Below are 21,754 nucleotides of genomic sequence, written 5' to 3'. Positions count from 1 at the left end.
AAAATGAAAAAAATAGAAAGAATAACAATAATAGTTTTAGACAGTGTTGGAGCAGGAGAATTGCCTGATGCGAATTTATTTGATGACTGTGGGTCAAATACTTTAGGGAATATGGCGAAAGCTCATGGGGGAATGAATTTGCCTAATATGGGTAAATTGGGACTTGGAAATATTACTGAGATTGAAGGGACTCCAGCTGTGGAAAATGCTGAAGGGGCCTATGGAAGAGCGATTGAGGTGTCGCAAGGAAAGGATTCTACGACTGGGCATTGGGAGATGGCTGGTGTGCCGCTAGAAAGACCGTTTCCAAATTATAAAAATGGATTTTCAGATGAAGTTATAAAGGAATTTGAAGAAAAAACTGGAAGAAAGGTTATGTTGAATAAGCCAATCTCAGGAACTGTAGCGATTGATCAATATGGAGAAGAACAAATTAGAACAGGAAATTGGATAGTTTACGGTTCAGCAGATCCTGTGTTTCAAATTGCTGCAAGTGAAGAAATTATACCATTAGAAGAACTTTACAAAGCGTGTGAAATTGCACTTGAAATTTGTAATGAGAAATCACCTGTGGCAAGGGTAATTGCAAGACCTTATGTTGGTAAAAAAGTTGGAGAATTTAAAAGAACTGCAAACAGACACGATTTTTCGATTGATCCGCCAAAAGAAACAATGCTTGAAAGATTGAAAAAAGCTGGACTTGATGTAGTTGGAATTGGGAAAACGAGCGACTTGTTCAATGGAAAAGGGATTACAGACAACAGAAAAGCTAATCAAGATAATCTGGATGGAATTAAGAAAACAATAGCTGCATTGAAGGAAGATACAAAAGGATTAATTTTTACAAATTTAGTTGACTTTGATGCAGTTTATGGGCATAGAAGAAATGTGGAAGGTTATGTAAATGCTTTGATTGAATTTGATAACTGGCTTCCTGAAATCGAAAAGAATTTGAAAGATGATGAAATCTTGATTATCACAGCTGATCACGGAAATGATCCTACGTACAAAGGGACTGACCATACAAGAGAGTACATTCCAATATTGATTTACGGTAAAAATGTTAAAAAGAATGTAAATATTGGAACTAGAAAGACTTTTTCTGATATTGCAGCAACTGTTGAGGAAATTTTATTGGGGACTGAAAAAGAGGGGAGTTTTGCCAAAGAAATTTTGGAGGATTAATTGAAAAAATAGATTAGGGGATATACGATTGAGGGAAAACATAAAGAAGGAGAAGCTAATAAATAATGGCAAAAGCACAAAGTATAGAACCTAATATAGCAGATTTAGCAAATTCGTGGCTAAAATCTTATAATCTTGATTATAAACTGGAACAGGAAAAGTTAAATGATGAAATTGATAAAGCATTGCAAGAATACTTTTCAAAAAGTGGTGGAAAAGGTACAAATCGTCCAGATGTTAAGTTATTGTTACAAGATAAAGAATTAAATAATTATCCGATATTAGTTGAATATAAAGGTTACAAAGATAAATTAGAAAAACTGGATAAAAATGGAAATGTGGAAAATATAAAAAGCAATAATGAACCTAATTTGAAAAATATAAATTCGTATGCTGTAAACGGAGCTGTTCACTATGCAAATGCATTACTTCATTATACAAATTATAAAGATATAATTTCTATTGGAATGACAGGGTATAAAGACAGCAAAGGTGAAATAAAACACTCAATAGGAGTTTATTATGTTTCAGAATCCAATTTTGGAGTTGGACAGAAAGTAAAGGAATATGATGATTTTTCTTTTTTAAGTAAAGAACATTTTGACGAATTTATACATGATGTTAAAACTTTGCAATTATCACAGGAAGAATTGGATAAAATAAAAGAACAAAGAGAAAGAGAAATTGACAGCAGTCTTACAAAATTAAATAATGATATTTATCAAAATGAAAAAGGTCTTGGAGAAAATGACAGAGTGTATCTTGTTGCAGCTTCAATTATTGCGACAATTGGTATTCCAGGAAAAGTTCCAGTATTAGAAAAACAAGACTTAAAATCATCTCCAATGAAAAGTGAAACAGATGGCGAAATTTTAATGAGAAGAGTAAGGGCTTTTTTAGAAGAGAAAAATTTGCCAAGAGAAAAGCAAAACTTAATAATTAGAACTTTAGAAAATACGATTTTATCTGAAAATTTAAATAAAATAGAAAATGGAGAAACACAATTAAAAAGAGTATTTTCAAAAATAGTGGATGATTTGGGAATTTACTATAAAATAGGGCTTACAACTGATTTTACAGGAAAATTATTTAATGAAATGTATTCGTGGCTTGGATTTACACAGGATAAACTTAATGATGTTGTACTTACACCAGCTTATGTTGCAAATTTACTTGTAAAACTTGCAAGAGTTAATAAAGATTCGTATGTGTGGGACTTTGCAACAGGCTCTGCGGGTCTTTTAGTTGCTGCAATGAATGAAATGATAAACGATGCTAAAAATACGCTTAATTCACCTGAAGAAATATACGAAAAGGAAAGAAAAATAAAATCTGAGCAACTTTTAGGACTGGAATTGCTACCGAGCATTTATATACTTGCTATTCTGAATATGATTATGATGGGAGACGGAAGTTCTAATATTTTAAATAAAAATTCATTAACAGATTTTGATGGAGAATATGGATTTATAAAAAAAGATGAAAAATTTCCTGCAACAGCATTTATTTTAAATCCACCGTATTCAGCAGAAGGAAACGGTATGATTTTTGTTGAGAAAGCATTAAACATGATGAATAAAGGATATGCTGCGATTATTATTCAAAATTCAGCAGGAAGCGGAAAAGCAAAAGAAATAAATAAAAGAATATTAAAAAATAACACATTGTTAGCAAGTATAAAAATGCCAATTGATTTATTCATTGGAAAATCAAGCGTTCAAACTAATATCTACGTTTTTAAAGTTGGAGAACGGCATGAAAAAGATGAGATGGTAAAATTTATAGACTTTAGTGATGACGGTTACACTAGAACAAACCGTAAAAAAGCAAAAAATAACTTAAAAGACACAAATAATGCAAAAGGAAGATACGAGGAGCTAATAAATTTAGTTCGTTTTGGAAAATCAAAATTAAATATTTTTACAGAAAAAGAATACTACGAAGACACTATTGATCCAGAAAGTGGTACAGATTGGAACAAATCAGCTCCAATAGACACAAAACCAACATTGGAAGATTTTAAAAAGACAGTTCGGGATTATTTAGCTTGGGAAGTATCAAATCTTTTGAAAAACGAAAATAAAGAAGATGAGGAACTGGGAAAATAGATACCCACTTGGCTAAAAAATTAGAAAAAGTTAAGTGGGCGAAGTTTAAAATAGGAGATTTATTCGAAAAAATAAAAGTAAATAGATTACCGTATAAAACAAGTGAATTATCTAGTATATATAAAGAAAATTTTACATTACCGGTATTAACTGCAGGGATTCAAAATCAAGGATTGAATAATTATGCAAATATAGAAGGAGCAACAATATTAAAAAATGTAATTTCAATCTCAGCAAATGGAGCAAATACGGGTGCAACGTTTTATCAGAAAAATGAATTTACCATTTTACAGGATGCTTATGCAATAAAATGGATATTTACAGATAATGTTCTAACAGATAATCAATATTTGTATTTTGTTGCAAGTATTTCAAAAATTCTTCATGGAAAATACGAATGGACTAATAAAGCTGGTTGGGAAAAAGTCAAGGAAGAGAAAATACAATTACCCATTAAAAATGATGGCTCAATCGATTTTGAGTTTATGACAGGGTTCATATCCGAGCTGGAGGCTTGTCAAATATCCAAGCTGGAGGCTTATTTAGTAATTACAGGATTTTCGGACTATGTTTTAACCTTTGAAGAGAAGAAAATTTTGGAAATTTTTAGAAAAGATGAAATTGAATGGAAAGAGTTTAAAATAAGAGATTTATTTGAAGTAAATTCTTATAAAAAAAGATTTGATGCAAATAAAGTTAATATTTTAGAAAAAGGACATCCTTATGTTGTTAGAACAGCTTTGAATAATGGAATTCGAGGTTACTTAGAAGAAGATGAAAAATTTTTAAATGATGGAAATACAATATCATTTGGTCAAGATACTGCAACAATGTTTTATCAAGAAAAACCATATTTTACAGGAGATAAAATAAAAATTATAAAATCCAAATACAAAGAGTTTAATAAATTAAATTCTCATTTTTTTGTGAGCGCAATGGCAAAATCTTTTAGTATGTTTGCTTGGGGAAGCTCAAGTTTTAATATAAATATTATCGAAAATCAAGAAATATACTTGCCAATAAAAAATAATGAAATTGATTTTAAATTTATAGAAATGTTAATCTTAGCGATTCAAAAAGATATTATAAAAGATGTTGTTTTATATACTGATAAAAAAATTAAAGTAGCGAAAAAAGTAATATCAAATAAATAGTCAAATAGTAGAACTTGCTTTGTAATAAAGAAAGTTGAAATTATTGAGTAAGTTTTACGAATGATTTAATAAGGAGGTGAATAAATGCCAAAATTAATAATAAATAATCTAAATATAAAAGAAAAAAAAGCCGATAAAAACGGAACAACCAGCTACAGAGTAAAAATAGATGGTGGAAATCCGATAGAATTTAGAAAAAAATATTTGGAAATTCAAGTTTCAAAAGGGGAGCATGAAGTTACGATATTTAGGACTGGACTTAAAAAGGTTGTGAAGAAAATTAAGGTGGCGGAGAAGGAGGCAAGGGTTTCTGTAAGGATAGATGTTAGTCTGCCGATAATGATGATAGTAATGCAGCTCATAATAAATAATTTTATTTTGCCAAAACCGTCTCTTTTGAGAACAAGTATTAGTTTTATTTTTTTAGTTTTATTTTTGTATTTGATGTTTATGAGAGAAGTGATAAAAGTGGATGTTGAGGAGTAGAGTTTTGATGGAGAGTAATGATTAATGAAAGATGGAAAAAAATCGGAGAAAAAAATGGAAGAACAAAAATGGCTAGACTGGGCAATTGAACTTCAAAGTCTAGCACAAGCAGGACTTGCTTATGGAAAAGATAAATTTGATATTGAGCGGTTTGAGAGAATTAGGGAAATTTCAGCAGAAATGGTGGCACACAAAACTGAGATTTCGGTGGAAAAGGTAAAGGATTTATTTTGTAATGAAAGTGGGTATCAGACGCCTAAGATTGATGTGAGAGGCGTGATTTTTGAAAATGATAAAATTCTTTTAATTCAGGAAAGTAACGGGAAATGGGCGTTACCAGGTGGATGGGCGGATGTTTATCTTTCTGTGAAGGAAAATGTGTTAAAGGAAGTTAAGGAAGAGGCTGGGATCGAGGCTAATGCTGAGATGATTATAGCTTTGCTTGATGTTACAAAAAATCAAGGTAAAAAGATACCGTATGGTATAACGAAAGTATTTGTTTTATGTGAGTATGTGAGTGGAAAATTTGAGAAAAATATTGAAACGATTGATAGTAGATATTTTGGGATTGATGAATTGCCTGAATTGGAAGCAAAAAAAATTACGGTTGAACATATAAGAATGTGTTTTGAGGCGAATAGAAATAGGGATAAATGGAAAGTTATTTTTGATTAAAAAGTTGAATAAAGGTGAAAATATGAATTTTTTATCATTGAATGATTGAAGATATATAATATCAGTTAAGTATTTATTTTGAAGGAAGGATTTAAAAACAGGATGATAAAAATACCATCCTGTACCATATATTATATTTTGAGTTTACACAAAATTCTGGACACTCTCATTTTAGTACTTTTTTAGTACTTTTATATTTTATTGATATACTCAAAGGCAGTAATTAAAGTATTAAAATTAATTTTATTAATTATTCCCACTCAATCGTAGCTGCAGGTTTAGAAGAAATATCATAAACAATTCTGTTTATACCGTTTACATTATTGATGATTTTGTTCGCAACATTTCCTAAAAATTCATAAGGAAGTTTTGACCAAGTTGCAGTCATAAAATCAATAGTGTTTACAGAACGGATAGCTGCTACATATTCGTAAGTCCTTTGGTCTCCCATAACTCCGACTGTTTTAACTGGTAATAGTGTAACGAATGCTTGGTCAACTTTATCGTATAATCCTTCTTCCATCAAAGCGTTAATAAAAATGTCATCAGCCTCTTGTAAAATTTTTACTTTTTCAGGCGTAACTTCTCCTATTACTCTAATTCCAAGTCCTGGTCCTGGGAATGGGTGTCTATTAATAATTGTGTCAGGTAGTCCCAATTCGTGTCCAACTTTTCTTACTTCATCTTTAAACAATTCTTTTAAGGGCTCCAATAGTTTAAATTTCAAGTCTTCTGGCAGTCCCCCAACGTTGTGGTGAGATTTTATCGTATGAGAAGGACCTTTTATTGATTGCGATTCGATTACATCTGGATAGATTGTTCCTTGTGCTAGAAATTTTGCACCTTTGCGACCTTTTAATTTTCTAATTTCTTCATTGAAAACTTCGATAAATTCATGCCCAATAATTTTTCTTTTATTCTCTGGCTCATCTACACCTTTTAATTTATTTAAAAATCTATCTTTTGCATCAACAAAGACAATATTTAAATTAAAATGTTCCTTGTAGTATTCTAAAACTTTTTTTCCTTCATCTTTTCTAAGAAGTCCAGTGTCTACAAACATACAAGTCAACTGTTTTCCAATTGCATTATTAATCAAAACAGCTGCAACTGAAGAATCTACACCGCCTGACAATGCGAGTAACACGTGTTCATTACCAACGAGTTCTTTAATCGTTTTTGTTTTTTCTTCAATGAAACTTGTAATTTTCCAGTTTCTTTCACATTCGCAGATGTTAAAAACAAAGTTAGAAATAATTTGAGTTCCACATTCAGAATGAACTACTTCTGGATGGAATTGCAGTGCATAAATTCCATTATTATTGGTAATTGCAGCTATGGAAGAGTCAGTTTTTGCAATTATTTCAAATCCTTTGGGTAATTCTGTAATGTGATCGCTGTGGCTCATCCAAATGCTTGAAGTTTTTTTAATACCGTTAAATAAAGGATTTTTTTCATCAATGACTTCCAAAGTTGCTTTTCCAAATTCTCTCGAATCAGCTTTTTCAACTTTTCCACCGTTTAAGTATGTAATTAGCTGCATTCCGTAACAAATTCCTAAAATTGGTAAATTTAAATCAAAAATAGCTTTATCAACCGTTGGAGCACCTTTTTCGTAAACTGAGGCAGGTCCTCCCGAAAGAATGATACCTTTTACAAGTTCAGTTCCCTCTTTAATTTTTTTTATATCGATTAATGGAACAATTTCACAGTAAACTTCCATTTCCCTAATTCTTCTTGCAATTAATTGAGTGTATTGCGATCCAAAATCAACAATTAAAATTTTTTTTCTTTTCTCGTTCAATTTTTTCACCTCGTAATAGTTTTTATTTTATAAAATTATTAAAAAAAATTCAATTTTTAGATTATATTATAGTTATTAACATTATTTGTTATATTTTACCATTATTTTTAAATTTTTTCTATTTATTTGAGAAAAAATATTTATTTTGTTTGAAAAACTAAAATAAAAATGGTATAATAATATTGTTAAAATTTTATTAAATTTAAAAGGGGGAAATAATGGCTATAAGTTTATTTAGTTGTAGCTATTTTGGGATAGATACATATATTGTGGAAGTGGAAGTTGATTTATCACGTGGACTTCCTGTGTTTAATATTGTTGGAATGGGAGATCAGGCAATCTCTGAAAGTAAAGAAAGAATCAGAAGCTGCTTTAAAAATATGGGATTTGAGTTTCCTGTAAGAAGAGTTCTTGTGAATTTATCTCCGGCAAATATAAAGAAAAAAGGAAGTCATTTTGATTTGAGTATTTTTTTGGGAATACTTGCAAATATTGGAAATATTTCAAATATTGAAATTTTTAGAAAATATTTAATTTTGGGAGAAATTTCATTAAACGGGAAAATAAAGTCGGTAACTGGTGCGATAAATGCAGCTATTTTGGCAAAAGAAAAAAATTTTTTAGGAGTTATTGTACCACTTGAAAATTACAATGAAGCTAAGTTGATTTCGGGAGTTGAAGTGGTTCCCGTGCAAAATATACAAGAAGTTTTGGATTTTTTGGAAAATAAAATAAGTGTGGAAGAACTTTGCAAAAATGCGGACAAAAAAAATATTGAGATATTGGAAAGTGCAGAAATAAAAGAAAAAAATTCTCAAAATGAAGATGAGATAATAGATTTTTGTGATGTGAAAGGACAGCTTTTGGCAAAAAGAGCGCTGGAAATAGCAGCTGCAGGAGGTCATAATGTATTTTTAATAGGAGATCCTGGTTCAGGAAAATCAATGCTTGCAAAAAGATTTACGACAATACTTCCCGAAATGACAGAAGAAGAAATAATTGAAACTACAAAAATTTACAGCATTTCAGGACTTTTAAGTGAAAAAGATCCAATAATTACCAAAAGACCTTTTCGTGCACCACATTATTCGGCAACAGAAGTGGCACTTGCGGGGGGAGCAACGAGAGTGGGAGAAATAACTTTGGCGTTAAATGGAGTACTGTTTTTGGATGAAATAGGAGAATTTGAAGGAAAGACACTGGAAACTTTGAGGCAGCCTCTTGAAGATGGGAAAATAGTTATTTCAAGAGCAAATTTTACAATAACGTATCCTGTAAAAAGTATAACGATCACAGCTTCAAATCCCACTCCAAGCGGATATTTCCCGGATAATCCACTATGCAGCGACAGTCTATTGGACATAAAGAGATACCAGAAAAAATTTTCAGGACCGTTTTTGGACAGAATGGATTTATATGTGGAAATGCACCAGTTAAAAAAAGAGGAGATGTTTTGTGAAACTTTGTCGGAAAAGTCTGAAAGTATTCAAAAAAGAGTAATTAAAGCTAGAGTTATCCAAAAAAGACGCTTTAAATCAGACATGTTAAACTATGCGATGACTAAAAGGCAAATAAATAAATATTGTAAAATTGATGCGGAAACACAAGAAATAATGAAAGAAGCGATTGATAATTTAAAGTTATCAGCGAGAATGTTTGATAAGTTATTAAAGGTTTCTCGAACGATTGCCGACCTCGGGGGAGAAGAAAATATAAAAAAGGAGCATTTGCTGGAAGCGCTAAATTACCGAAAAAAATAAAAAAATTAATAAAATAAAAAGGATAAAAAATTATGAAAATTTATACAAAATATGGGGATAAAGGATTTACAAAATTATATGGCGGGAAAAAAATCAGTAAAAGTAATATCCGTGTGGATGCCTATGGGACTGCAGATGAAGTTTGCTCATTACTTGGAATAATCGTTGCAAAAATGCGAAATGTAGTGGAACTACAAGAAATTCAAAAAGAATGTGAGAGAATACAGCAACAGCTATTTGACTGTGGTAGCGATCTATCAACACCTGATAAATTAAGACCTTATAAACAGACAAATGAAGATGTAAAATGGCTAGAGGAATTGCTCGATAAATATATTCCACAAATGCCAAAATTGGAGAGTTTTATAATTCCAGGTGGTAGTGAAATTTCAAGCTTGTTTCATTTGATTCGTGCAAATACTAGAAAGTTGGAGAGAAAAATGGTAAAACTTCTCGAGGGGAATGAAGATGTGAATGAATATGGGTTGCAGTACATAAATAGACTTTCAGATTACTTTTTTGTAGTTGCATGTGTGTCAAATGTAAAAATGGGTGTTAAAGAAGTGGTGTATAAAAAAAGTCCGAAAGTATTTAAATAGAATTTATGATAACGTAGAATAAAAAAAATTTTTTCTTTCTTTTTTAGCGAAAATTTAAGTTTTATTTTTTAGTAGAATCTCAAATTAAGTAAAGAAATTTTTAAATTTTAAATGTGAAAAGAATTGATAAAATTGATTTTTTTACTTTATTTTAGAAAAAATTTATAAATTTAATAAAAAAACCTTTGTTTTCTATTCAATTTTTTAGTATAATATATTGAAGAATAAAAAATTAAAAAAATTGGAGTTGAAATGGAAAGACAAAAAATAGATAAATTACAAAATATAAAAAATCTTTTGGAAATTAGAACAAATGAAATAGAAAATTCGATAAATAAAAAATTGGAATCAGAGTTTAAAAAATCTGAAAATAAAATTGTAAAAATTTTGGAAGGAAAAGTGTATGGGAGTTTGGAAAATATTGAGGTTTATGTGAGTCAATCACTGGAAAAAGATATGATTCAAAAAATAAGTGAAATAAAAGAAAAAAACAAAAAATTTGTGAATGTAAATTTTAATGATTTATTTTCAGAAGTAAAACTAATAATAAAAAATTATTCTGAAGAATTGAATCAGAGTAATAAAATTTCTTTTTTTGATTCGGAAATAAAAAGAAAAATAGAAGATTTTAAAAGTGAAAAAGATGAAATAGAAAAATTAAAAAGAGAAATTTTTTATAAAAAAATGAATTATAATAATCAAAAAATAAGGGAACAGTGGGCTATTGAAAAATCTGAAAAATATAAAGTAAAAAAAGAAAGATTGGAAAAAATTGGAAATATTAGAAATTCTCAATTGAATGATTTAGGCGAAAGACCGCAAACTGAAACAAAATATTTAAAAAAATTTGAAAAAGTAAGTCGTGGCGATGGATTTTTTGGAAAATTAAGCAATAAAATTTTTGGTAAAAAAACTAAAATGATAGAAGTTCCTTACGAAGATAATTCAAAGCAGCTGGAATGGGATCAAAAAAAAGAAGATATTGAAAATGAATTTAATACGCAGATAGAAAATATGAATATTCTGGATGATTTTGATGTGGAGAATGTCTATGAAACAAAAAGGCTTGATTTGAGTTGGCAAGAAGAAATAAAGTCATTGGAAGAATTATTAAAAGAAAAAAAGGAAACATTAAAACAAGCGCAGGAAAAAACAAAAGAAGAATATGTAAAAAATATTATAGAAAATGTAAGAAATTACTTTTTATCTCAAAGCAATCAAATAAAAAATGTATTTTTTAAAAATATGATAAAAGAAAAGAAAGAAGAAATCATAAAAAAAACAGAAGTCGAATATAAAAATTTATTAAATTAATATTGAAATTAAAATTTGTCCCTAAAATTTTTACACTATCTCTGTGCTAATTTGTGTTTGATAAAATTATTTAAGTATGACATAATCTATTTAAATATTTTTTTGAAAAGAGGTAAGAAAAATGGTAAAAATAGAATATGTAAAAACAGATAAAGGTGTAGATTTATATAGAGTAGATGGTGTTGAAGGACTGTACGATTATGAAACTGCAAAAAGAATGGCAGATGAAATTAATAAAAAAAATAGAAAGATAAGATAAGTAGAGAGTGTCCAGAATTTTGTATAAACTCAAAATATAATATTATGGTACAGGTAAGTAAAAAAACAGGTCCTTAAAAAACCTGTTTTTTTGTTTAGAATTTTGTTTTTATATTTTCAGCTTCTTCCAGGGAAGAAAAACCTTTTTTTAAAACAACATTTTGAATATTTTCAAGTGCTAAATTTTTGTTATCTTTTAAATATTCCAAAATAAAATTATAATATAATTTTAGAGTTTTTAGAGAGTATGAAGCTAATTCACCTTTTAAGTATGTTTCAATCGAAGTATAATTTGGCGTGTCGTCTTTTGAATAAAGCGGTCTTGCTTTTGAAGTTAGATGCGGGTATTTTTTTATTGCTTCAATTTCCCAGTTTAAATAAATTTCTACAATTTTTTTTATGATTTCTTTTTTTTCTAAAGAAATTTCTGGCAAATATGATTTTATTAGTTCAAATTCCGAAGGAGCGCTAAATTCCATCATTCTGGCATATTTATCCTGAATTAAATTTTGATTTTTGTGTTTTGCTAAAATTAAATCTTCCAAATAACTTTCCAAAATTTCGCAAGGGAATGTTTCCCACTGGCTTCTTCTCATAATTTCAAATTCAGTTGGATTATTTTGACATTCAGCTCTTCCTTCAGTGTGGTGCACTTTTTGAAAAAATTCCCATTCTCTTTTTAAAATCTGTCTTATATAACTCTCTTTCTTCGTGACGTTTGTATCCATTTTTAACCTCCTTTTTATTTAGTTTAGTCCATTGCAGGATGTAAGTTTCGTAACTTTTCGTCGCTAATTTTTTGCTGGACAAAAAATCCGTAGTCTTGTAAAAAATCGCTTGGAATCTGTCTTGGAACTAAATCTTGTCGTTTTAGTTCACTAATTACAAGCATACTTATTTTTTCTATTATTTCAGCTTTTCTATTTTGTGCGCCTGTTGGAAGATTTACTAATTCTTCAATTAAAAAATAAGTTTTTTCGCCTAGAATAGGAAGTTCTTTCATTTTTTTAGACATCCATTTATAAAAAGGCTTGTAAGTTTTATTCAGTAAAAAAATCATATGAATGGCTTCAGAAATAAATTCGCTTTCAGCAAGTCTTGCTGCAATAATTTCATTTCTTCGCATACAGCGATAGTAGTTGTATTGTCCAGATTGTGCCATTTTCATACATCTTGCAGAAATTTTTTTTAGTCTTATGTCATCTGGAAAATAATTTTTTAAATCATTTCTTATCTTTGAGAATTTTCCTAAGTTGTCCAAAAAAACTTCGCCATTTGTAGCGGTTGCAAGAAATTCTTCTGGGATTAGACGCCAATCGTATAAATTCTGTGGACAGCTGGATCTATTTAAAAATTTGTAGTACCAGTCATCAATATTTAGCACTCCTCGTCTATTGTTTCCGAATTCACTTTCTTCAAAAATGGGAAATCCCATAAATTCTTTTGGCAATTCGTCTAGTCTTTTTTGTAGTTTGGAGCCGTATTTTTTAAAGTCATCGTTATCTAGCCAGATACAGCAAGAGGGACCAAAATCGTGATCACGTGAGATTTCGTCATCAAAACCAAAGCACTCAGAGCCTTCTCCTGCAAGTCCTGCTGCCATTCTTTTTAATAAATCAGGAAATTCTGACTTTATAATTGGGAAATAAATTTTTTGAAAATATTTTTTTGATAGTTCTAGTCCTTTAATTTTTTGCATACTTTTCTCCTATTTTTATTTTTTACCAGCTGATATATTCTAAATTTTTTTCTGAATCTTCTCCTATTTTTCCTTTACAATTTTTATATTTTCCAAGATATTTTTGTAGTTGTTACTATTTTCACCGAAAGTATTTCTGCAAATTTCCAAACTTTCGTTAAAAAGTTCCAGAGCTTTTTTGTATTCACCTTCTTCAAAGTAAAAACTTGCGATATTGTTTAGAATAGCGGAATACAAGTTATGCGACTTTCCAACTTCGATTTCAATTAAGTTTAGCGCTTTTTTTAGATATTCGTTTGCTTTTTTTAAATTTTTTACTTTTATGTAAGGCAATACAAGATTACTTAATGTTATTGCATACTGAATTGGATTATCACCTTTTTCTTCCAAAATTTTTAAACTTTTTTCCTGTAGTGAAATTGCTTTTTCAAATTGTGAAAGTTCTTGATAAAAAAGAGCTAAATTATTGCACACACTTGCATAAACATAGTCATTTTGTAAATTATTTTTCTCATAAATTTTCATTGCATTTAAATAAATTTCTTCTGTTTGATCGTATTTTTTCATAAATCTGTAAACTTCAGCTAAATTTAAGCTGCAAGTGGCGTAAGGAACGCTATCTTTTCCATATTTTTCAACAATAAATTTTTGCGCTTTTAATAGAGCATTTTTGGCGGTATCGTATTCTCCTACATATTTTAGAGTTCCTCCAACTTCATTTAAAATTTTTATATTTTCATCACTTTTCTCACCGAAAACTTCTTCAATAAGCGGTGCCAATTCTTTTAAAACTTCAACTTCCTTTGTAACATTTCCTTCTTTCATGAGATTATTTCTTAAATTTGTAAGTTCGTTAATTTTTATTTTTTTCTCAAATATATTCATTGTTAAAAATTCTCCATTCTTTATATATTCATTAAAATTATAACATATTTTTTGAAAAAAGAAATCAAAAATTTCGTTGTAAAATTTTTTTTAAAATTGTATAATGAAGTAAAGCATAAAAAATTAAGGGGATGAAATGGATAGTAGTGTTAAAGAAGAAAAATATCGTAAAATAAAGCCATCTAATGGATTTTTACAAAAATATAATATGAAAAGTTTTGAAATAAAATTTATAAGTCTATTTGCGCTTGAGAAAAAATCTATTGTCAGTATTGTCATAAATGATTACAGTGCTGCGATTGAAGAAATTTCAAGATTGAAAAGTTTAATTCGTAAAAAAGATAAAAATACAAGAATTGAAGTTAAATTTGATGTGAATGATGAACTTATTCTTAATGATGTAAAAGGATTTATTACTTTTGTTATTGAATACAAAAAAACAGAGAAAAATAAATATGTGATGTATTTGACAAATTATGAAATTGAAATTTTGGAAGACATAATTTATTTGGAAGTTTCTTCGTTGGAGGCTGCAAAGGAAATGCAGAAAGAAAAACTTTTTAGAAATTTAGGAAAGAGAATTTCTAAAGTGTTAAAAAAGGATCTTAAAATAGAAATTGTGGGGAAAAATTCTCAAAATAACGAAGGTAGCAATAGACAAAGCAAAAATGTTCTTGTCGAAGAAATTTTACCTGAAAATATAAAAAAAATTGAGACAAATGAAAAATCAACTTTTTCAAGTGGAGAAAATAATTTTAAAAAAAGTGAATTTAGAAAAAATCGAACTAAGATAAAAAATCCTGTAAAAATTCAGATTTCGGATTTGGAAGACCTTGAAATTGAAAACCGCGCTGTTGAAATTGAAGGAAAAATTTTTAAAGTTGATGTTAGAGAAACTAAAAATAAAACTTTGATGTATGACTTTTTAGTAACTGACTACAATGATTCCATAGGTTGCAGAATTTTTTTGAATCCAAAGGATGAAGCGCAAGTTGCAATACTTAAAGTGGATGACTGGGTAAAAGTAGTGGGGTATTACGAAGAGTATAATGGTGAAAAATATATAAGAGTACAAGATTTGGAAGCGATTGAATCGAAAGACGAAAAAAAAGAGGACAATGCGTCGAAAAAGAGAGTTGAGCTTCACGCTCACACAAATATGAGTGAAATGAGCGGAGTTATGTCAATCAAAGATTATGCAAAAAGAGCGAAAGAATTTGGACATAGTGCTATCGCTGTTACGGATTTTGGAGTTGTACATTCATTTCCGTTTGCATTTAAAGAAGCGGATGAAAATTTTAAAATCATCTACGGAGTGGAAGCGTATGTTGTAGATGATGAAGCTCAAATGATTACCAATCCAAAAGATATGGGAATTGAAGAAGAAACATATGTCGTATTCGATATTGAAACTACTGGATTTGATCCATTTAATGATAAGATAATCGAAATTGGGGCAGTAAAAATGAAGGGGAAAAAGATTATTGGCGAATTTTCTGAATTTGTAAATCCTAAAATTCCTATTCCTGAAGAAATTGTAAAACTTACTTCAATTACTGATGAAATGGTAAAAGATGCTCCTGACATCAAAACAATTTTGCCAAAATTTTTAGAATTTTGTGGTGATTCCACAGTTGTTGCACATAATGCCAAATTTGACGTGGGATTTATTAAGCAAAAATCAAGTGACCAAAATTTAGAGTTTTCTCCAAGCGTGGTTGACACTCTTCCACTTGCAAGAGCGCTTCTTACCAAGGAACAAAGGTTTGGACTGGCAAATTTGACTAAATATTTTGGAATAACATTAGAATCACATCACAGAGCGATTGACGATGCAAGAGCAACTGCTGAAGTTTTTCAGAAATTTTTTAATATGATTATAACAAAAGGAATTCTGACACTAAAAGATATAAATATGAATCTTCAGCCAAATATTCAAAATGCTGAAATATTGAATACGATGATTTTGGTAAAAAATCAAAAAGGATTAAGGGATTTATATGAGTTAATTTCCAAATCGCACATTGACTACTTTGGGATGAGAAAACCGCGAATTCCAAAAACATTATTGAAACAAATGAGGGAAAATTTACTTCTTGCAAGTTCAGCAACTGGGATATATGGAAATAGAGGGGAACTCATAAATCTTTATTTGCGTGGAGAAACAGAAGAAATTGAAGAAAAAGCAAAATTTTATGACTATATAGAGATACACCCACCAATTACATATAATGAACTGGTAGAAAAAAATACGAGTGAAATTGAGAATTTAGAAGTAATAAAAGAAATGAATAAATATTTTTATGATTTAGGGAAAAGATTGGGAAAAATAGTTGTTGCTACAGGAGATGTACATTATTTGGACAAAAGAGAAGCAATTAACAGAAATGTTTTACTTTTGGGAAGTGGAAATTTAAGAAAAACTAAATTTGTCGATGGTTCAAGATACGAATTTTTTGATAGAGAATTATATTTTAGGACAACTGAAGAAATGCTTGAAGAATTTAAATATTTGGGCGATGAAATTGCTAATGAAATTGTTGTCAAAAATACAAATAAAATTGCTGATATGATTGATGCTGGAATAAGACCGGTTCCTGAAGGATTTTATCCACCGAAGATAAAAGGGGCTGAAGAGTTAGTAAGAAAAATGACTTATGATAAATTAGAGGAGCTTTATGGTAACGATGTTGACCAAGTTTTGAAAGAAAGACTGGAGAAAGAGTTAAATTCGATTATTGGAAATGGCTTTTCCGTACTTTATTTAATTGCACAAATATTGGTTAAAAAATCGGTAAGAAAAGGATATTTAGTTGGTTCCCGTGGTTCAGTCGGTTCGTCCATTGTCGCTTACCTTATGGGAATTACTGAAGTAAATGGACTTTATCCACACTACAGATGTCCAAAATGTAAACATACTGAATTTATGAATGAAGAAGGAGACGGAGTTGACTATCCTGATAAAAATTGTCCAAAATGTGGTACGAAATATATAAAAGATGGACATGCAATACCATTTGAAGTGTTTATGGGATTTAATGGAGAAAAAGTACCAGATATTGATTTAAATTTTTCTGGAGAGTATCAAGGGAAAATTCACAAATATACTGAATGGTTATTTAATTCGGATGCCCTTAAAAATATTGAAAATGTTGAAGATATTGAAAAAATTATAGATTTTGAAGATTTTGAGAATCCTGAAAATTCTGAATATCCTGAAAATTCTGAAAACGTATTTCGTGCTGGGACAATTTCCACATTAGCTGAAAAAAATGCTTTTGGTTATGTAAAAAAATATTTGGAAGAGAGTGAAGGGACGGAAAATATCAAGGAGAGAAAGGCTGAAGTAACAAGACTTGCGATGGGCTGTGAAGGAGCTAGAAAAACTACTGGACAACATCCCGGTGGAATGATAGTAGTTCCAAAAGATAAGTCAATTTACGATTTTTGTCCCGTACAAAGACCTGCAAATGACATGAATTCAACTTTCAAAACGACACATTTTGACTATCATGTGATGGACGAACAGTTAGTAAAATTGGATATTTTAGGACATGATGATCCGACTACGCTTAGAATTTTACAAGATTTGACAGGAGTGGACATCTATAAAATTCCTCTTGACGATAAAAGGGTTATGAGCCTTTTTAGCGGCACTGAAGCACTTGGGGTAAGTCCAGATGATATAGGTTCTCCAACTGGGACTTCAGGAATTCCAGAATTTGGTACATCTTTTGTGAAAAAAATGCTAGTTGACACAAGACCAAAGACATTTGCGGAATTAGTTAGAATTTCGGGACTTTCGCACGGAACGGATGTCTGGTTAAATAATGCACAAGATTATGTAAGAAGTGGAGTTGCAACATTGAGCCAGATTATAACGGTGAGAGATGACATTATGAATAAACTTATCGACGACGGACTCGATAAATCTTTAGCTTTTAAAATTATGGAATTTGTGAGAAAAGGGCGACCTACAAAAGATCCTGATAAATGGAAAGAGTACTCAGCATTGATGAAAGAAAAAGGTGTCGAGCAGTGGTACATAGATTCTTGTGAAAAAATAAAATACATGTTTCCAAAAGGACACGCTGTGGCGTATGTTATGATGGCGGTGAGAATTGCATATTTTAAAGTTCATTATCCTGTGGAATTTTATACAGCTTTTTTAAATAGAAAAGTCGGAGATTTTAAAATGACTGCGATGTTTTTTGAAAAGAAAAAATCTGGTACAGAAGAAGATTCACCTTCTCTAAAAAAAATAAAAAATTTAAGAAAGAAGCTGGAATCAAATCCAAATTTAAATGCAAAACAAAAGCAGGAATTATTTTTGTATGAAATTTTAATAGAAATGAATTATCGTAACATTGAACTTGCAAAGCCAAATGTTTTGACATCCGACGCAAAGCTTTTCACGATAACAGAAGATAAAAAAATTCAGTTGCCGCTCATTGCGGTGGACGGACTTGGCGAATCTGTCGCTGAAAAAATTGTATCAGAGCGAGAAAAAGATCCATTTTTGTCTCTGGAAGATTTGACGAAGAGAACGAAGTTAAATAAAACCGTATTAAAAATACTGGAAGATTATGAATGCGTGGAAGGAATACAAAAAGAAAATCAAGGAAAATTATTTTAGAAATTTTTTCACTAAAACTTAAAATCAAGAAAAAAACTGCATCTAATAAAAGGTGCAGCTTTTTATTTTACAAAATAATTATTTATTATTATCCACTGTTACGAAGTCCTGTTGCCAGTCCGTTTATTGAAATGTGAATCGCTTTTCTTAATTCTTTTGGAATTTCGTCCATAGATTCAAATTTTCTTGCTCTTTTTATCAATTCAATCTGTAAGAAGTTCATTGAGTCGAAATATGCCAAACGGTTTCTTAAACTACTTGCAAGTTCTGCATTGTCAGCTAATAAGACATCGTTTTTTGTAATTTTTTTAAGAACATCTATTGTAAGTTCCCACTCTGTTACAATTTCTTTTAAAATTTCCTGAGCTACTTCTTGATCTTTTGCAAGTTTTACGTATTCTGCAAAGATTGATACATCTGATTTTGATAAAACCATATCCACATTTGAAATTGTAGATTTGAAAAATGGCCATTCAACATACATTTTTTGTAAAACTTCAAGTTTTTTTTCATCACCATTTATCCATTTGGTAAAAGCTGTTCCAACGCCGTACCAACCAGGTAGCATAATTCTGGCTTGCGACCACGAGAATACCCAAGGAATTGCACGAAGACTTTCAAGTGTCTGTTTTTTCTTTCTTGATGATGGTCTAGAACCTATATTTAGACCAGAAATAAAGTTTATTGGAGTTACTTCAAAGAAAAAGTCTGAAAAACCTTCTGTGTTATAAACTAAATCTCGGTAAGAATCATAACTCAATTTAGAAATTTCTTCAATAATTTTTTCGTATTCTTCCCAAGCGGCATCTTCCACTGTCAAAGCACTAGATTCAAGCGCTGCAGAAACTAACGCCTCCAAATTTTTAAATCCTAAGTCTGGATTTCCGTATTTTGCTCCTATTACTTCTCCTTGTTCTGTAAGTCTTATTGTTCCATCTGTACTTCCTTCAGGCTGAGCTAAAATCGCTTCATAGCTTGGTCCACCACCACGACCGACAGTTCCGCCACGACCATGGAAGAATGAAATTTGTACATCAAATTCATGTCCTACAGCTGTAAGTTCTTTTTGCGCTTTATATAAAGACCAGCTGGAGCTCAAATATCCACCATCTTTGTTACTATCGGAATAACCCAGCATAACTTCCTGTTTTCTTCCATTTTTTTCCATCCATTTTTGAACGATTGGAAGGCTAAACCATTTTCTAAGTATATCTGGTGCGGCTTCCAAGTCTTCAACTGTTTCAAACAATGGAACTATATATAAATCACAAAATTCATTTCCTTCGTTTCCTTTAGCAAGGTTTGCTTCTTTTAATAAAATAGCTACTTCAAGCATATCTGACACGCTTGTGGCATGAGAGATAAGATTTTTTTCAATAATTTTTTTCCCAAATCTTTCGTGGAGTGATTTTGCTTTCCTAAAAATTGCAAGTTCACTAGAAAGCAGTTCACTTTGTGGAATAGTTGGATCGCTTAAAATTCTAGGATCGTATTCCAGTTCCCGAAGTAGAATTTCACATCTGGCTTCTTCTGGCAAACTCAAATAATCTCCTAAAATATTCGCACTTTTTAGTAATTCTGCAACACAGACTTCATGAATGCTTGAATCCTGTCTTAAATCTATTGTGGCAAGATGAAATCCAAAAATTTCAGTTGCACAAATTAAGTTGTTTAGTGTTCCGTGAGTTAAAAATTCACTGTTGTTTCGAATAAGTGATTCAGCAACGATAACTAAGTCTTTTGTAAATTCACCAGAGTTTTTGTATGGCACATCAACTCCGTTTTTTCTTTTTGGTGGCAATAAATCAATGTTTTTGTCGCACAAGTTATAAGCGGTTGCGATAAGTCTATCTCTTATTGTTGTGATTGCTCTTCTATATGGCTCTTTTGTACGGTGAGGAGAAACTTCTCCAGAGGCGTCTGCCAGAGTTTGTAAATCTTCTGTTACGTTTGTCATTGTAATAGACATTGACAAATCTCTGTAAATTTTTTCCACTTCTGAAAAATAATGCTGAAATAATGTAATTGCTTGAGCTTGAGCAGATTTTTCCAATGTGTCAACTGTTACAAAAGGATTTCCATCCCTGTCTCCACCAATCCACATTCCCATTGTAAGCGGAATCAAAGACTGTGAATTTTGAGTTGAATTTCCTATTTTTTGTGAAATTTCTTGAAATTTATTTATTAAATTTGGAATTTCATTAAAAAATGTGATGTTGTAATAACTTAGAGCATTACTGATTTCATCTGTTACACGAAGTTTAGATTCCCTTAGCATTGAAGTTTGCCACCAAATTTGAATTTCACGGTTTAATTTATCAATCCATTCTTTTTCATCAAGTTGTCTTAATTTTACATTTTCATATTGATCTAAGACATCAGTTATTTTTTTTGTGATATCCAAAATGGACTTTCTTTGGACTTGTGTCGGATGGGCCGTTAGGACAGGGACAACTGACACTTTTTCCATCGCTTCAAGTATTTTTTCTTGAGAAATGCCTTTTGTTTTTAGATTTTGCAGAGATTTTTCAAGTGTACCGATTTGTAATTTGTTGGAAATACGGGCTCTTCTTTGCTGGTGCGTTTGATATACATCTTCTGCAATATTAGCCAGTGCCGCTGCAATAGAAAAACTTCTAATCACACGCAAAATCTCACTATCAGTTAAATCAGAGCAAAATGAAGATAAGTTTTCCCTAGCTTCATGTTTAAGTGTTTTATAGTAATTTTTCGAGGCTGATGTAAGATTTTCAGTAGTCTGATAAATATGCAGTCCAGCGTAATTGAATATAGTTTCTCCCAAAAGGTTAGCTAATAATTCATTATTTGCAAACAAAGCCTCTTGCTGTTCATCGAGCTGTACCGATAAAAGCGGAGTTATTGGCAAATTTTTTAAACTCATAATTTTTACTCTCCTTTGTAATTATAGTTGTAGTTTTTTATAATTCATTTTATCACATTTAGAATTAAAATACAATTTTAAGAGAAATCTTTTTTTTAATATTTGTTTTGATTACGAGATGTTCTTTTATTTAGTATATTTTTTTATTTTTTAAGTAGAAGTGCTCATCGCCGCACCCCTGCACCCCGGCAAGGCTCAAGACATTTTTATGCACTGCCAAAAAACTCGCTTACGGCGGGGCAGTTTTGTCAGCACATAAAAATGCTCCGACGGTTTAAATTTTACTATT

Annotated in this window: 15 protein-coding genes; 10 read left to right on the top strand and 5 right to left on the bottom strand. The window is 30.4% G+C overall.

Features of this window, described 5'->3' with window-relative positions:
• Window positions 1–3: 3 nt before the first annotated feature.
• From AXF11_RS03335 to AXF11_RS03315, 5 genes are all read left to right on the top strand, one after another.
• The gene (locus AXF11_RS03335) at window positions 4–1,185 is read left to right on the top strand and encodes a phosphopentomutase (protein WP_068154916.1); all 1,182 of its coding nucleotides are present in this window, start codon (window positions 4–6) and stop codon (window positions 1,183–1,185) included.
• Window positions 1,186–1,250: 65 nt separating this feature from the next.
• The gene (locus AXF11_RS03330; RefSeq protein WP_156440375.1) at window positions 1,251–3,293 is read left to right on the top strand and encodes an HsdM family class I SAM-dependent methyltransferase; all 2,043 of its coding nucleotides are present in this window, start codon (window positions 1,251–1,253) and stop codon (window positions 3,291–3,293) included.
• A gap of 8 nt (window positions 3,294–3,301) precedes the next feature.
• On the top strand, window positions 3,302–4,447 hold the full coding sequence (locus AXF11_RS03325; protein ID WP_082729370.1) for a restriction endonuclease subunit S: 1,146 nt from the start codon (window positions 3,302–3,304) through the stop codon (window positions 4,445–4,447).
• Window positions 4,448–4,531: 84 nt separating this feature from the next.
• Window positions 4,532–4,933: a hypothetical protein gene (locus AXF11_RS03320; RefSeq protein ID WP_068154911.1), complete on the top strand. Its 402-nt coding sequence runs from the start codon at window positions 4,532–4,534 to the stop codon at window positions 4,931–4,933.
• Window positions 4,934–4,957: 24 nt separating this feature from the next.
• Window positions 4,958–5,608 (top strand): NUDIX hydrolase, encoded by a 651-nt coding sequence (locus tag AXF11_RS03315; protein WP_068154909.1) that lies wholly within the window; start codon window positions 4,958–4,960, stop codon window positions 5,606–5,608.
• A gap of 250 nt (window positions 5,609–5,858) precedes the next feature.
• On the opposite strand, the gene guaA is transcribed toward AXF11_RS03315, so the two are convergent.
• A complete protein-coding gene (guaA, locus tag AXF11_RS03310; RefSeq protein ID WP_068154904.1) occupies window positions 5,859–7,412 on the bottom strand; it encodes a glutamine-hydrolyzing GMP synthase in 1,554 nt (517 codons plus the stop codon).
• Between the two features lie 218 nt (window positions 7,413–7,630).
• Between guaA and AXF11_RS03305 the strand changes: the two genes are divergently transcribed.
• From AXF11_RS03305 to AXF11_RS10565, 4 genes are all read left to right on the top strand, one after another.
• Window positions 7,631–9,172, top strand: a complete 1,542-nt coding sequence (locus AXF11_RS03305) for a YifB family Mg chelatase-like AAA ATPase (RefSeq protein ID WP_068154902.1) — start codon at window positions 7,631–7,633, stop codon at window positions 9,170–9,172.
• Window positions 9,173–9,204: 32 nt separating this feature from the next.
• Window positions 9,205–9,771, top strand: coding sequence for a cob(I)yrinic acid a,c-diamide adenosyltransferase (locus AXF11_RS03300; protein WP_068154900.1), 567 nt, complete (start codon window positions 9,205–9,207; stop codon window positions 9,769–9,771).
• A 252-nt stretch (window positions 9,772–10,023) separates the two neighbouring features.
• Complete coding sequence (locus AXF11_RS03295) at window positions 10,024–11,085, top strand: hypothetical protein (RefSeq protein ID WP_068154898.1); 1,062 nt, start codon at window positions 10,024–10,026, stop codon at window positions 11,083–11,085.
• 121 nt (window positions 11,086–11,206) lie between these two features.
• A complete protein-coding gene (locus AXF11_RS10565) occupies window positions 11,207–11,344 on the top strand; it encodes a hypothetical protein (protein WP_156440373.1) in 138 nt (45 codons plus the stop codon).
• Between the two features lie 94 nt (window positions 11,345–11,438).
• On the opposite strand, the gene AXF11_RS03290 is transcribed toward AXF11_RS10565, so the two are convergent.
• The 3 genes from AXF11_RS03290 to AXF11_RS03280 form a co-directional block, all read right to left on the bottom strand.
• Window positions 11,439–12,071, bottom strand: a complete 633-nt coding sequence (locus AXF11_RS03290) for a DUF4125 family protein (protein ID WP_068154896.1) — start codon at window positions 12,069–12,071, stop codon at window positions 11,439–11,441.
• A 23-nt stretch (window positions 12,072–12,094) separates the two neighbouring features.
• A complete protein-coding gene (locus tag AXF11_RS03285) occupies window positions 12,095–13,042 on the bottom strand; it encodes a DUF4037 domain-containing protein (protein ID WP_068154894.1) in 948 nt (315 codons plus the stop codon).
• 63 nt (window positions 13,043–13,105) lie between these two features.
• Window positions 13,106–13,927: a tetratricopeptide repeat protein gene (locus AXF11_RS03280; RefSeq protein WP_068154892.1), complete on the bottom strand. Its 822-nt coding sequence runs from the start codon at window positions 13,925–13,927 to the stop codon at window positions 13,106–13,108.
• 136 nt (window positions 13,928–14,063) lie between these two features.
• Between AXF11_RS03280 and AXF11_RS03275 the strand changes: the two genes are divergently transcribed.
• Window positions 14,064–18,563 (top strand): PolC-type DNA polymerase III, encoded by a 4,500-nt coding sequence (locus AXF11_RS03275; protein ID WP_068154889.1) that lies wholly within the window; start codon window positions 14,064–14,066, stop codon window positions 18,561–18,563.
• Between the two features lie 88 nt (window positions 18,564–18,651).
• On the opposite strand, the gene ppc is transcribed toward AXF11_RS03275, so the two are convergent.
• Window positions 18,652–21,465, bottom strand: a complete 2,814-nt coding sequence (ppc, locus tag AXF11_RS03270; RefSeq protein ID WP_068154887.1) for a phosphoenolpyruvate carboxylase — start codon at window positions 21,463–21,465, stop codon at window positions 18,652–18,654.
• Window positions 21,466–21,754 lie beyond the last annotated feature (289 nt).

It is taken from the genome of Leptotrichia sp. oral taxon 847, assembly GCF_001553645.1.
Classification (GTDB): Bacteria; Fusobacteriota; Fusobacteriia; order Fusobacteriales; family Leptotrichiaceae; genus Leptotrichia.
This window is presented reverse-complemented; position numbering and strand designations above follow the sequence as displayed.